The sequence below is a fragment of the Lysobacter olei genome, assembly GCF_054777355.1.
The window spans coordinates 15,472-28,341 of record NZ_BAAHAT010000002.1 but is presented as its reverse complement, the minus strand read 5'-3'; the positions used below and the strand labels follow the sequence as shown (position 1 = coordinate 28,341).

The following is a 12,870-nucleotide window of genomic DNA, read 5'->3' as shown; positions in this document are numbered from 1 at the left end:
AGCCCCCGGCCCCGGCGTGGCAGCGCCTCAGAACCGGGGCTGCCACGCGTAGCTGAGCTTGAGGAACGCGCTGCGGCTGGTATCCAGCAGCGAATCGCGCGGTTCGCCGTCGCGGTCGATGTCCAGCGCGCCGTGTGAGTAGCCGGCATACAGCGCGGTGCGCGGGTTGACCTTGTAGGAGTACAGCAGCTGTGCGGTCACGTCGCGCACGTGCGAACGGACCGGGATGATGCACGCGGTGGCCGCCGGGTCGAGGGCGATCGGGCACTGGGCGAGCGGGAAGGTGTAGAGAGCCTGGTCGCGCTGCACGTTGCCGGCCTGCACCGACAGGCGCAGGCGCTGGCGCGGGTCCAGCTGCCAGCTCAGGCGGCCGTCCAGCACGCGCGCGTCAAACGCGGTGCCGCCGTCGCGGCGCAGGCGCTGGCGCGAATGGTTCAGCGTCAGGTTGACGCCGCGGCCGATGTCCAGCTCCACGTACGGCTCCCAGATGATGCCGCGGCCCATGCGCGATGCGGCCAGGTCCAGCATGTCGCCGCTGCGTTGCCACGAGCCGAAGGTGAAGCCCGGCCACGGCGTGGCGCCGATGAAGCCGCTGGCGAAGCTTTCGTCGAACATTCGCCCGTTCCAGTAGCGCACCCGGGTGACGCCGCCGATGTTGGCCTGCGTTTGCCGGGTCGCACTGACCCGCACGTAGCCTTCCAATTCGCGCTCCAGTAGCTGGCCGTCGGCGCGGTGGGTGATGTCCCAGTCGCCGGTGAGGCTGATGCGGCTGATCGTGTCGCCGTCCTCGCCGAACCAGTGGCGGCCGCCACCGATGAGCGAACGGTCGAAGCCAACCTGGCTGATGAAGCCCAGGTCCGCGCGGAAGCCGGGATCGATGCGCTGGTGGCTGAGGTCGGCGAACCAGGCTCTCTGGCTGTAGTTGTAGGCAGCCGACAGCGCATTGCCGCGCGGCGTGGTGTCGGCCAGGCCCAGGGCGTCCGGGTACGCCGAGTCGCTGCGCAGCCACTGGCTGCGCAGGGTGTGGCGGCCCTGCTGCCAGCGCGCATCGAGTCCGCCGAGCGCATTGCGATAGTCCTCGCCCTGCCGCAGGGTGCCGATGGCGCCCAGGGTGGTGCTGGCGTTGAGGTCATAGCGGTAGCGACCGACGAACGCATCCGCGGGCTGGTCGAGAAACCGCATGCTGGACCCCAGCGCGCCCGGCACCAGCAACTGGGTGTTGGCATCGCGCGCGGCGATGGCGCCGTAGGCCTGCTGGCCGTTGCGGCCGGTCACGCGCACGCCGGCGTCGGGGTCGCCGATCTGGCGCGTGTACAGCACCTGCAGCGGGGTGGTGAAGTAGTCCGCGCCCTCCATGAAGAAGGGACGCTTCTCCGGGAAGAACAGCGCGAAACTGGTGTTGAGGTCGAGCTGCGCCTGGTCGGATTCGACCTGCGAGAAGTCGGGGTTGAGCGTGCCGTTGAGCGTGATGTTGGGGGTGGGGGTCCATGCCACGTCCAGCCCCGGCTCGACGTGGGTGCCGTTGTCGCCGCCGGGGTGGACCCACGGCGCACCGCGACTGTCGCGTTCCTCCGCGTGCAGCACGGTCAGGGTCGGGGTGATCTCCAGGTTGCGGCCCTGCGTGACCCCGCTGAAGCCTTCGAGCTTGCCGAAGCTGCAGGTCAGGCAACGCGAGCCGCGCTCCACCCGGTTGTTGAAGTACTGGTAGCGGAATTCGCGCGGGCGGATGCGCAGGAAGGAGGCGCCCCAGCGACGCGCGTCCTCGGTGTTGCGGAAGCGCAGCGTGGCGAACGGGATCCGCATCTCCACGTCGTACCCGTGCGCAGTGATGCGCGCCGCGCTGTTCCACAATCCGTCCCACGAATCGTCTTCGTTGCCGGTGGCCTCTTCCTTCACCAGGTCGGCCTGCACGCCCAGCGGATTGACGAAGAACTCGTAGGCGCGTCGCTGGTCGTCGAACGTGTCCAGCATCACCCCGACGAAATCGTCGCCGTACAGCGCGTCGCGGTCGCGCAGGTACGCGCGCAGCTTCGACGGGTCCGGGTCCTCGGCGCGGAAGGCCAGCAGCACCGCGTCCTGGGTGTAGGCGATGTGTGCGGTGGTCTTCACGGCGGCCGGCAGGTTGTCGCCCGGCGACACCTCGTGGCCGATGTCGATGGCGGCCGCCTGCGCCCACACCGGCTCGTCCAGCAGGCCATCGACGGTGATGTCGGCGTCGACCCGCGGCACCTGCACCGGATTGGCCGCGGCCATCGGAGCGACGAGCGCCAGCACCAGGCCTGCCGCCAGCCGGGCGCGCCGTGCGGGCGGGGCGAGGGAGTGTCGGGTGGGGGAGGCCGGTGGGGCGACGGGGGCGGTGCGCGGGCGGGACGAAGTCATGGCACAGGATGACGTGTACGCGACTTTGCCGACTGTGCCGGAAGTCGGGCGGCGCACGATTCGCCCTCGACACGGGCGGCGGTACACTCGGAGGCTTACCCGCAACCGTGGTCCCTCCATGCGTCCTTCGATCCTGACCCTGTGCCTGGCCGCCGCGCTCGCCGCCGGCTGCTCCCGCGAATCCACGCCGGCCGCCGGCGCCGATGCCCAGCCCGCCGCCACCCAGCAGGCCGCCGTGAACGCCACCGCCGAAACCGACGAGCAGTCCTACGCCGAGCCGGACAAGGTCCGCACCAAGGACCTCGCGCTGGAGCTGAAGGTCGACTTCGACGCCAAGACCCTGTCGGGCAGCGCCACCTACACCCTCGACTGGCTGGACAAGAACGCCACCCAGCTGGTGCTGGACAGCCGCGCCATCACCGTCGAGAAGGTCGTGGGCGAGCGCGCCGACGGCAAGTGGGACGACCTCAAGTTCAGCTTCGCGCCCGCCGACGAACTGCTGGGCAGCAAGCTGACCATCGAGGCCCCGCAGCGCAACCCGCGCATCCGCATCACCTACACCACCTCGCCCGAGGCCTCGGGCCTGCAGTGGCTGACCCCGGCGATGACCGAGGGCAAGAAGACGCCGTTCATGTTCAGCCAGTCGCAGCAGATCCACGCGCGTTCGTGGGTGCCGCTGCAGGACACGCCGCGCGTGCGCTTCACCTACACCGCGCACGTGACCGCGCCGAAGGACGCGATGGTGCTGATGAGCGCCGACAACGATCCGAAGGCCGCGCGTGACGGCGACTACACCTTCGCCATGCCGCAGCCGATCCCGTCGTACTTGCTGGCGATTGCTGCCGGCGACCTGGTGTTCCAGCCGATCACCGACAAGGCCGGCGTGTGGGCCGAACCCTCGATGGCGCCGAAGGCTGCCGCCGAATTCGTCGACACCGGCCGCATGATCGACACCGCCGAGCGCCTGTACGGCCCGTACCGCTGGGGCCGCTACGACATCCTCGTGCTGCCGCCGTCGTTCCCCTACGGCGGCATGGAAAACCCGCGCCTGACCTTCGCCACGCCAACTGTCATCACCGGCGACAAGACGCTGGTGTCGCTGGTGGCGCACGAACTGGCGCACAGCTGGTCGGGCAACCTGGTCACCTTCTCCAGCTCGAAGGACGCGTGGCTCAACGAAGGCTTCACCAGTTACGTCGAGAACCGCATCATCGAAGATCTGTTCGGCAAGGAACAGGCCGACATGGAGAGCGTGATCTCGCGCAACGAGCTGGCCGAGGAGTTCAAGGACGCCAAGCCGGAGACCACCGTGCTGGCGCTGAAGCCGGAGACGATCCGCAATCCGGACGATTCGCTGACTTCGCAGCAGTACACCAAGGGCGCGTGGTTCCTGCAGTTCCTGGAGCAGCGTTTCGGCCGCGACGTGTTCGACCCGTTCCTGAAGGGCTACTTCGACCACTTCGCCTTCCAGTCGATCCCGACCGCGAAGTTCGTCGACTACCTCAAGACCAACCTGATCGAGAAGCACCCGGGCAAGGTCACGATGGAGGAGGTCAACCAGTGGGTGTACCAGCCGGGCATCCCCGACTTCGCGCCGAAGACCGTGTCGCCGCGCTTTGACGCGGTCGACGCCGCGCGCAAGGCGTGGCTGGACAACGGCACGCTGCCGGACAAGGCGCTGACGGGCAAGTGGATCACCCAGGAGTGGGTGCACTTCATCGAAGGCATGCCGGAAACCCTGAAGGTCGAGCAGCTGGCCGCGCTGGATGCCGCCTACCGCTTCACCGGCACGCCCAACGGCGAAATCGCGCAGCGCTGGTACCCGCTGGCGGTGCGCAGCGGCTACCACCAGGCCGATGCCGCGATCAGCGCGTTCCTGCAGAAGATCGGCCGTCGCAAGCTGATCATGCCGACCTACAACGCGCTGGTGAAAACGCCCGAAGGCCTGAAGTTGGCCGAGGAAACCTTCGCCAAGGCCAAGCCGGGCTACCACCCGATCACCACGGGGTCGGTGGAGTCGGTGATCGCCAAGGCCAAGCAGGCGCCGGCCCAGTAAGCCATGCGCTGGCGCAATGCCATCATCGCGGCCGCCCTCGTGGCGGCCGCGTTGTTGTTGGGCGGCGCGATCTGGGTCGCGCGCGATCCGGAAGTGGTACTGCGCGCGGAGTTCACCCGCCTGCGCATCGACGCCGGGCTGCAGCAGGCCTCGGTCGAGGTCGCCGACCATCGCTGGGTGTATGCGGTCAGCGACGACGCCCCCGCCGACGCGCCGGTCCTAGTGATGGTGCACGGCTTCACCGGTAGCAAGGAAAACTGGTATCCGCTCGCGGAGCGGCTGCGTGGCCGCTACCGGCTGGTCATTCCCGACCTCGCCGGTTGGGGTGCCAGCAGCCGCCGGCGCGGGGCGGATTACGGTTATGTCGCGCAGTCGGAGCGCATGGCAGCCTTCATCCAGGCAGTGGCGCGACAGCCCGGCCGGAAAACCGTGTTGCTGGGCCACTCGATGGGCGGCGGCATCGCTGCGCTGGTGGCCGCGCGGCATCCGTCGCTGATCGACCGCGTCGGCCTGCTCGACGCGGCCGGCGTGCGCTTTGCCGACAACCGGTTCGGTCAGGAAGTGCTGGCCGGGCAGAACCCCTTTGCCGTGCATGACGTGGCGACCATGCACCGCTATCTCGACACGGTGTTCTTCGATGCGGCGGCCAAGCCGTGGATCCCGTGGCCGGCCAACGGCATCTACGTGGCACGCCGCACGCGCGAGGCCGCGTTCGAACAGCGCGTGCTCGACCGCATCGGCCGCAGCAATGAGCGCTTCCTCCCGGGTGATGAAGCTGCACACATCCGCCAGCCGGCGCTGCTGCTATGGTGCCGCCAGGACGCGGTGATCGATGCCAGTGCGCTCGACCTGTACGCCGCGCGCATGCCGCAGGCGCGCAAGGTGTTGCTGGACGGCTGCGGCCACATGTCACTGATGGAACAACCCGATGCGGTCGCCGACGCGGTGGTCGCACTGATCGAACGAGGACAACCCCGATGAAACCCGCCACCCTTCGCCTGGTCCTGCCGCTGGCCGCCGCGCTCGCGCTGGGCGCCTGCAAGCCCGCCGAGGACCCGGTCGCCATCGCCGCGCGCCAGAAGGCCGCGATGGAGCAGGCCGCCGACGAAGCGGCCAAGCAGTTCGACGCCGAATACGGCCGCCACAACTGGGAGTTGGCCAAGGCGCACGGCGACGTGCTGATCGACAAGTATCCCGACAGCACTGCCGCCGCGCGCATCAAGGAGCGCCATGCCGACGCCGTCGGCAAGGCGACCGAGGCGCGTGAGCAGCGTCGCCTGGCATCATTGTGGTCGTACGGCAAGGAGCCGGTGGGCAAGGGCAGCCAGCTGTCGGCGTCGATCTACTCGCAGGAGCCGGTCGATACCGACGGCAGCGGCGCCCAGCCGGTGCGCCTGATTTTCCGCGACCACCCGGAGTGGGGCACCAGCAGCTACCTCGTGCTCGAAGCCGGCGACTTCAACTGCTACGCCGGCTGCAAGGTCAAGGTGAAGGCCGACGCTGCCGCGCCCAAGGCGATGGCCGCCACGCGGCCCAAGACCGACGAAGCCATCGCCATGTTCATCGAGGACGAGAAGACGCTGTGGAAGCTCGCGCGCGATGCCAAGGTCATCGAAATCGAGTTCCCGGTGAAGGCCGGCGGCACGCGCACCGCGGTGTTTGAAGTGGCGGCGCTGGATCCTACCTCGCTGCCGAAGTGGCCCCAGTAAGCCCCGGGCTTTACGTCGCTTTTCCATTCCAGGAGTAAGCTCCCGGCATGGCGCGCGAATCGCCCGCCAGGTTGGCGTGAGGCGGACCCTCGCGCCCCGTCACGTGCGGCAGCGCCGCGTGGAGCGCAGGCGCTGCCTTCCGGAGGCAGCCATGCTTTCGCCCCGCCTGCACAGCCTGCTGAACACGCAGCACGCTCCCTATGTCCCCCTGTCCCACGAGCGGGCCGTCACCGCGCTCGACACTGCGGCCGCCATGCACGTGCAGCGCGAGCTGTTTGCCAAGACCGTGATGCTCAAGTTTGACGGCACGCTGGCGATGATGGTGATGCCCGCGCCCTACCGCGTCGACCTGCATCGCCTGTCGCTGGCCCTGGGCGGCGCTGTCGTCGAGTTGGCCGAAGAAGCCGACTTCCGCGGCGCGTTCCCCGACTGCGAAGTGGGCGCGATGCCGCCGTTCGGGCATCTGTACGGCATGCCGGTGTACGTCGACTCGCGCCTGGCCCAGCAGTCGGAGATCGCGTTCAACGCGGGCACGCACACCGACGCGGTACGCATGCCTTACGCCGAGTTCGAGAGGCTTGCCCAGCCCGAGCTGCTGTGGCTCGCGCACGTGATGTAGGCATGCATGCCCGCGCCGTGTCGCTCACCGCCAAAGCGCGAACGGCAGCATGTCCCAAGCAGCGAGCACGGCGCACCATTGCAGCACCAGCAGCGCGGCCAGCAGGTTGAGCCGGCCGTGCGCCAAGCCCTGGCGCATGCGCCGGCTGCGCCATGCCTGCCACAACATCAGCGCGGGCAACGCAGCGCTGGCCGCGTACAGCGACAGGCTGGCCGCGGTGCGATCGCCCAGCTGGATGTAGGACTGCAGCAGGAACAGCGGAAGCGGCAGCACTAGCAGGGCCGCGCCTACCACGCCCGGCACGACCAGCGGCTCGCGCCCAAGCGCCGCGCGCAATGGCACCACCAGCAGGAACCAGGCGAGCCCCAGCAGGCCCAGGGCCAGGCTGGCCGCCACCGCCCAGTAGGCGATCGGATGCACCTTCCGATGGGTGCGCAGGCCATCGCTGAGCAGCCGTTCGCCGTTGGCTCCGGCGAGCAGCACGTGCGAAGCGCGGCGGCGATCATCGGCGACGAAGCGTGCCCCACCGCTGGGCGTGAGCATGCGCGCCGGGCGTTGGCCGCGCGTGTAGTGCAGCGAACGGCCATCCCATGCCAGGGTGACGCTGTCGAACAGGAAGTCGGCGTACGCGAATTGCGCCATGCGGTTGGGCGCCGGCACGTAGCGCCCCGTCCACCCGCCCACGTCGCGCGGTGGTGCCTGCGCAGGCTCCGTGCGCGCCTGTGGCAAGCCCAGTGCATCGACCATCAGCGCATCAAAGCGCCCGACGTCGCGACCATCCCCGTCGGTGTTCTGCACGGTTAGGAACGCCCGCCCGCCGCGCACTGCGCTCAGGTCCGGGAACACGCACAGCATTGCGTGGAAGCCGACCACGTCGCCGGCGTGGCACAGGCCGGCCACGCCATGCCTGTCGCGGCGCGCCAGTCCCAACGCGTAGCCTTCGCGCAGGCCCGCACGTGCGGCGTCGGTCGTGCTCGGACGTCCCATCGCGCGTAGCAGTGCCGTTGCCACGAAAGGACGGCCCTCGATGCGTCCGTCGCCCAGCAGGAAGGCCCCGAACACCGCGAGGTCCCGTGCCGTGGTGGTGAACTGCCCTGCCGGACGCAGGTAGACCGGCATTGCCGGCGCGGGCGTGGCCAGATCGTGGTGTCCCCAGGCCAGGCGCGGATCCGCGTCCGGCCCCTGCTGCGAGGTGAAATGGAAGGTGCTGTCGCGCATGCCCAGCGGCCGCAGCAGTTCGCGGTCGAGCCAGGTCTCATAACGTTCGCGGGTCACGGCCTCGATCACCATGCCGGCCAGCGCATAGCCCATGTTCGAGTACGAGAACTGGCTGCCGGGCCGGCTGCGTACCGTCAGTATCGACGGGCCGCGGGCAAACACAGCGGCCAAAGGCGTGTCGGGTGTTGGCTGCGTGCTGAACAACTGCCACAGGCGGATATCGTCGAGCCCAGCGGTGTGGTCGAGCAGGTGGCGCACCCGCACCGGATGGTCGGGCCAGGGATTGTCGAAGCGCATACCCGGCAGGTAACGGTTGACCGGGGCGTCCAGATCGATCCGGCCGGTGCTGGCCAGGCGCAGGACACCCGTGGCGAGCACCGCTTTCGCGATCGACCCCACGTGCACCCGGCTGTCGGGGCGCAGCGGTTCACCGGATGTAGCGTTCCGCACCCCAGCGGCGCCGGTGCGGACCGTGCCGTCATGCTCAAGCGTGGCCCACACCGCGCCCGCCACCTGATCGTCGCGCAAGGCCTGTTCGACCCGCGTCTGCAGTGCCTGCGGAGCCGCCATTGCGACTCCAGCCAGCCCCAGCCATCCCGCCAGCACACATCCGATGAGCCTGTGCCGATTCGCGTTCCACATCCTGTGGCTCTCCCGGTTACGCCGCCTCGGCCATTCCATCCCCCCGTCGTGCGCGGGGATAGGGTCGAAGGTCACGGCAATGGCAACGCCATCGCGAGCCGGTTCCACAGCGCTGACAGCAATCAGCGCCTCCGCCACCTCACCGGGAAAACGCAGGAATTACAGCGCGTACCCGAACTGCTGCTTGAACTGCTCGGCAAATTCTTCGTAGTCGAAGCGCTGGTTCTGCGTGCCCGGATGTTCCACCTTCAGCGCGCCCATCAGGTTGCCGATGCGGCCGATGGTCATCCAGTCGTAGCCCTTCTGGATGCCGAAGATCAGGCCCGCGCGGAACGCATCGCCGCAACCGGTGGGATCGGTCACGCGGCGCTCGTGCGCGGGCGGCACGTCAAAGGTCTTCTCGGCGGTGTGGATCTCCGCGCCCTTCGGGCCACGCGTGCAGATGTACGCCTTCACCCGCTGCACGATGTCCTTCTCGCTCCAGCCGGTGCGCTCCTGCAGCAGGTTCGACTCGTAGTCATTGACCGTGACGTAGTCGGCCAGCTCAATGAACTTGCGCAGCTCCTCACCGTTGAACAGCGGCATCGCCTGGCCCGGATCGAAGATGAAGGGAATGCCGCCCTCGGCGAATTCCTTCGCGTTCTGCAGCATGCCTTCGTAGCCGTCGGGGCTGACGATGCCGAAGGTCACGCCCGGCACGTCCTTCACGTGGTTCTCGTACGAACGCATCATCGCGCCCGGGTGGAACGCGGTGATCTGGTTGTTGTCGTGATCGGTGGTGATGAACGCCTGCGGGGTGAACAGCTCGTCGATCATCTTCACCCGGTCCAGGGTGATGCCCTGTTCGGTGAACCACTCGCGGTACGGGCCGAAGTCCTGGCCCACGGTCGCCATCGGGATCGGGTCGCCGCCCAGCAGCTTGAGGTTGTAGGCGATGTTACCGGCGCAACCGCCAAACTCGCGGCGCATCCGCGGCACCAGGAAGGACACATTCAGGATGTGCACCTTGTCCGGGAGGATGTGGTTCTTGAACTGGTCGGGGAACACCATGATGGTGTCGTAGGCCAGCGAGCCGCAGATCAGTGCCGACATGGGCGGGAAGCTCCTGTTGAGGGGGCAGGCCGCCCGCCGGACGGACGGGTGCGGCGGGAGTTGGAAGGGACGGACGCAGCCGTACGGCGCGTAGGGTAGCCGCTGGGCCGCGCCCCGGCCAGCCGGCCCCGGTCGTGACCCCGGTCGCAAGTTGAACGAAGCGCCAACGCGGACCCTTGCCTGTGTCGCGAAAACGGCCGCAAACCGCTGATTTTCCTTGCCCGGCCCGGGGGGCGTTGCTAGGCTAGCCCACTTGCCCCCGCATTCCCCCAGACGGCCTGTTTCCCGATGTTCAAGAAGTTTCGCGGCATGTTCTCCAATGACCTGTCCATCGACCTGGGCACGGCCAACACCCTGATCTATGTCCGCGGGCAGGGCATCGTCCTGAACGAACCCTCGGTGGTTGCCGTCCGCCAGGACCGCCTGATCGGCGGCACGCGCTCGGTGGCCGCGGTCGGCGCGGAGGCCAAGCAGATGCTCGGCCGCACCCCCGGCCACATCACCACCATCCGGCCGATGAAGGACGGCGTGATCGCCGACTTCACCTACACCGAGGAAATGCTCAAGTACTTCATCCGCAAGGTGCACAAGAGCCGCTTCCTGCGCCCCAGCCCGCGCGTGCTGGTGTGCGTGCCGTGCGGCAGCACCCAGGTGGAGCGCCGCGCGATCAAGGAATCGGCCGAAGAGGCCGGCGCGCGTGAGGTGTACCTGATCGAGGAACCGATGGCGGCTGCGATCGGCGCCGGCATGCCGGTGACCGAGGCCCGCGGCTCGATGGTCGTGGATATCGGCGGCGGCACCACCGAAGTGGCGGTGATCGCGCTCAACGGCATCGTGTACTCGGCGTCGGTGCGGATCGGTGGCGACCGTTTCGACGAGTCGATCATCAACTACGTGCGCCGCACCTACGGCACCCTGATCGGTGAGGCCACCTCCGAGCGCATCAAGCTCGAGCTGGGCTGCGCCTACCCGCAGAAGGACAACCGCACGATGGAGGTCACCGGCCGCAACCTCGCCGAGGGCGTGCCGAAGATGATCACCATTAGCAACAACGAAGTGCTCGAAGCGCTGCGCGAGCCGCTGGCCGGCATCGTGACTGCGATCAAGCTGGCGCTGGAGCAGACCCCGCCGGAACTGGGCGCGGACGTGGCCGAGCGCGGCATCGTGCTGACCGGCGGCGGCGCGCTGCTGCGCGACCTGGACCGCCTGATCAGCGAGGAGACCGGCCTGCACGTGCAGGTGGCGGACGACCCGCTGACCTGCGTGGCCCGCGGTGGCGGGCGCGCGCTGGAGCTGGTGGACATGCACGGCAACGAGTTCTTCGCGCCGGACTGAGCCGCACCCGCGTTACCGCGCGCGTGGCGCGGCCCCGTCGTCCCCTCCAACTCGTGACCTGATCCGCTGACGTGCCGCCCTACGCCGGTCCTCCCACGCCTCCCCGCTCCGGCGAAATCGCCGATTCGCTGCGGCTGATGGTTTACCTGGGCTTGGCCGTCGCATTGATCGTGCTCGACCACCGCGGCGGCTGGCTGCACGAGGCCCGTCGCCAGATGTCGTTGGTGGTGCAGCCCCTCTGGGCCGTGGCCGGTTGGCCGGGCCAGGCAATGCGCCGCGTGCAGGCGGACGCCGGCACCCTGGGCCAACTCACCGACGAGAATCGCCGGCTGCGTCAGGAATTGCTGCTCAGCCAGGCGCGCATGGCCCGGCTGCGCACGGTCGCCGCCGACAACGAGCGCCTGCGCGGCCTGCTGGACGCCGCCCAGACCAGCGGCGTGGACGTGCAACTGGCCCCCGTCCTGGACATCGACCTGGATCCGGCGCGACAGCGCCTGGTGGTGCGCGCCGGCACCGGTGACGGCGTGCGCGTGGGCCAGAGCGTGATCGATGCCGGCGGCTTGCTCGGCCAGGTGATCGAGACCAGCGCCGGGCAGTCGACCGTGCTGCTGATCACCGACCCCTCGCATGCGGTGCCCGTGGCGGTCGTCCGCAATGGCGTGCGGCTGGTGGCCTATGGCAGCGGCGAAGGCGGGCACCTGCGCCTGGCCAACGTGCCCACCTCCAGCGACGTCAAGGTCGGCGACGAACTGATCACGTCCGGATTGGGCGGGCGGTTCCCGGCGGGGTTCATGGTGGGCACCATCGTCGATCTGCGTCCCGATGAGAGTCGCGCCTATCTTCAGGGCGAAGTACGCCCGGCGGCGCAGCTGGATCGGGGTCGTGACGTGCTGTTGCTGCGCGCCGCGCCCGCCATGCCCGCGGCGTCGCCGACGCCCGTCGGTGCGGTACCGCCGGGTCCGGATGCCGCCATGCAGACCCCGCAGGGCACAACCACCGGCGGCGCTGGCGTGGCCCCGACCGGCACCACCGGCGCCACCGGCACTGGTGCTGTTCCGGTGGTTCCTGCCCCGGCGCCCGCGACGCTGCCAATCCGGTATCCGCGCCGCGCGGTCCCCACGACGCAACCGGCAACGTCGCCCGCGTCACCCTCGGTCGCGGCCACGGCATCGGCGCCCGCTTCGACTACGACGTCGCCGGCAAGCGGCGCCGCCGCAACCGGTACCGGCGGTGCGCCCGCCCCGCGGCCGGCCGTCCCCGCGCCGCGCGAACCGGCGCCCCCCGCGTCGCAAACGACCGGCTCCAAGCCGCCCACCGATGAGGGCGCCCGTCGATGAGCCGCACGCTGTCGCACTGGATCCTGCCGGTCAGCGTGGTCGTGGCACTGCTGCTCGGCCTGCTGCCGTTGCCCGCGATGCTGCAGCCGCTGCGGCCGTATTGGCTGGCGCTGGTGCTGGCCTACTGGTTGATCGAAGAGCCCGATCGGGTCGGTCTGGGCGTGGCCTTTGGCGTCGGGCTGGTCGCCGACCTCGCTTTCGGCACGGTGCTGGGCGAGCAAGCGCTGCGGCTGGTGGTGATGGGCTTCATCCTGCAGCGCTTCCGCGCGCGCCTGCGCTTCTTCCCGATCTCGCAGCAGGCGCTGGCCATCGGCGGGCTGCTGTTCAACGACCGCATCGTCACGGCGGCCATCCACATGGCGCTGGGGCTCAAGCCGCTGTCCGGCCTGTTCTGGCTGGCGCCCGTGGCCGGCATGCTGCTGTGGCCGCTGGTGTTCCTGGTGCTGGATTCGGCGCGCTACGGCCGCTGGCGGAAGGGCTGAG

At 69.2% G+C, this 12,870-nt stretch carries 10 protein-coding genes; 7 read left to right on the top strand and 3 right to left on the bottom strand.

Translation table 11 applies throughout. The features are described from left to right. Nucleotides 1-27 precede the first annotated feature (27 nt). Nucleotides 28-2,379, bottom strand: a complete 2,352-nt coding sequence (locus tag ACYVBS_RS02850) for a carbohydrate binding family 9 domain-containing protein (RefSeq protein ID WP_460821654.1) — start codon at nucleotides 2,377-2,379, stop codon at nucleotides 28-30. A gap of 118 nt (nucleotides 2,380-2,497) precedes the next feature. On the opposite strand from ACYVBS_RS02850, the gene ACYVBS_RS02845 reads away from it, so the two are divergent. The 4 genes from ACYVBS_RS02845 to ACYVBS_RS02830 all read left to right on the top strand — a co-directional run bounded on the left by ACYVBS_RS02845 (nucleotide 2,498) and on the right by ACYVBS_RS02830 (nucleotide 6,763). Further along, nucleotides 2,498-4,435: a M1 family metallopeptidase gene (locus tag ACYVBS_RS02845; RefSeq protein WP_460821653.1), complete on the top strand. Its 1,938-nt coding sequence runs from the start codon at nucleotides 2,498-2,500 to the stop codon at nucleotides 4,433-4,435. A gap of 3 nt (nucleotides 4,436-4,438) precedes the next feature. Continuing rightward, nucleotides 4,439-5,416: an alpha/beta fold hydrolase gene (locus ACYVBS_RS02840; RefSeq protein WP_460821651.1), complete on the top strand. Its 978-nt coding sequence runs from the start codon at nucleotides 4,439-4,441 to the stop codon at nucleotides 5,414-5,416. After that, complete coding sequence (locus ACYVBS_RS02835; protein WP_460821650.1) at nucleotides 5,413-6,144, top strand: hypothetical protein; 732 nt, start codon at nucleotides 5,413-5,415, stop codon at nucleotides 6,142-6,144. Before ACYVBS_RS02840 ends, ACYVBS_RS02835 begins: the two co-directional genes overlap by 4 nt. Before the next feature lie 151 nt (nucleotides 6,145-6,295). Then, entirely contained in the window at nucleotides 6,296-6,763 is a 468-nt protein-coding gene (locus tag ACYVBS_RS02830) for an aminoacyl-tRNA deacylase (protein WP_460821649.1), read from the top strand. Between the two features lie 24 nt (nucleotides 6,764-6,787). On the opposite strand, the gene ACYVBS_RS02825 is transcribed toward ACYVBS_RS02830, so the two are convergent. Together ACYVBS_RS02825 and ACYVBS_RS02820 are read right to left on the bottom strand one after the other, a co-directional pair. After that, nucleotides 6,788-8,551: a serine hydrolase domain-containing protein gene (locus ACYVBS_RS02825; RefSeq protein ID WP_460821648.1), complete on the bottom strand. Its 1,764-nt coding sequence runs from the start codon at nucleotides 8,549-8,551 to the stop codon at nucleotides 6,788-6,790. Nucleotides 8,552-8,782: 231 nt separating this feature from the next. Further along, the gene (locus tag ACYVBS_RS02820) at nucleotides 8,783-9,715 is read right to left on the bottom strand and encodes a carbohydrate kinase family protein (RefSeq protein ID WP_460821646.1); all 933 of its coding nucleotides are present in this window, start codon (nucleotides 9,713-9,715) and stop codon (nucleotides 8,783-8,785) included. 288 nt (nucleotides 9,716-10,003) lie between these two features. Here ACYVBS_RS02820 and ACYVBS_RS02815 point away from each other — a divergent pair, with 288 nt between their 5' ends. The 3 genes from ACYVBS_RS02815 to mreD all read left to right on the top strand — a co-directional run bounded on the left by ACYVBS_RS02815 (nucleotide 10,004) and on the right by mreD (nucleotide 12,869). After that, complete coding sequence (locus ACYVBS_RS02815) at nucleotides 10,004-11,050, top strand: rod shape-determining protein (RefSeq protein ID WP_460821645.1); 1,047 nt, start codon at nucleotides 10,004-10,006, stop codon at nucleotides 11,048-11,050. Nucleotides 11,051-11,121: 71 nt separating this feature from the next. After that, the gene (gene mreC / locus ACYVBS_RS02810; protein ID WP_460821643.1) at nucleotides 11,122-12,387 is read left to right on the top strand and encodes a rod shape-determining protein MreC; all 1,266 of its coding nucleotides are present in this window, start codon (nucleotides 11,122-11,124) and stop codon (nucleotides 12,385-12,387) included. Continuing rightward, the gene (mreD, locus tag ACYVBS_RS02805) at nucleotides 12,384-12,869 is read left to right on the top strand and encodes a rod shape-determining protein MreD (protein WP_460821642.1); all 486 of its coding nucleotides are present in this window, start codon (nucleotides 12,384-12,386) and stop codon (nucleotides 12,867-12,869) included. The genes mreC and mreD overlap by 4 nt, the downstream gene beginning before the upstream one ends. The last annotated feature ends 1 nt before the right edge of the window (nucleotide 12,870 follow it).

What these genes read in the sequence shown, in the direction of transcription:
- ACYVBS_RS02815 (WP_460821645.1), top strand. Translation starts at nt 10,004, where the DNA reads ATGTTCAAGAAGTTTCGCGGCATGTTCTCCAATGACCTGTCCATCGAC.
- ACYVBS_RS02830 (WP_460821649.1), top strand. Translation starts at nt 6,296, where the DNA reads ATGCTTTCGCCCCGCCTGCACAGCCTGCTGAACACGCAGCACGCTCCC.
- ACYVBS_RS02845 (WP_460821653.1), top strand. Translation starts at nt 2,498, where the DNA reads ATGCGTCCTTCGATCCTGACCCTGTGCCTGGCCGCCGCGCTCGCCGCC.
- ACYVBS_RS02840 (WP_460821651.1), top strand. Translation starts at nt 4,439, where the DNA reads ATGCGCTGGCGCAATGCCATCATCGCGGCCGCCCTCGTGGCGGCCGCG.
- ACYVBS_RS02820 (WP_460821646.1), bottom strand. Translation starts at nt 9,715, where the DNA reads ATGTCGGCACTGATCTGCGGCTCGCTGGCCTACGACACCATCATGGTG.
- ACYVBS_RS02835 (WP_460821650.1), top strand. Translation starts at nt 5,413, where the DNA reads ATGAAACCCGCCACCCTTCGCCTGGTCCTGCCGCTGGCCGCCGCGCTC.
- ACYVBS_RS02825 (WP_460821648.1), bottom strand. Translation starts at nt 8,551, where the DNA reads ATGGCGGCTCCGCAGGCACTGCAGACGCGGGTCGAACAGGCCTTGCGC.
- mreD (WP_460821642.1), top strand. Translation starts at nt 12,384, where the DNA reads ATGAGCCGCACGCTGTCGCACTGGATCCTGCCGGTCAGCGTGGTCGTG.
- ACYVBS_RS02850 (WP_460821654.1), bottom strand. Translation starts at nt 2,379, where the DNA reads ATGACTTCGTCCCGCCCGCGCACCGCCCCCGTCGCCCCACCGGCCTCC.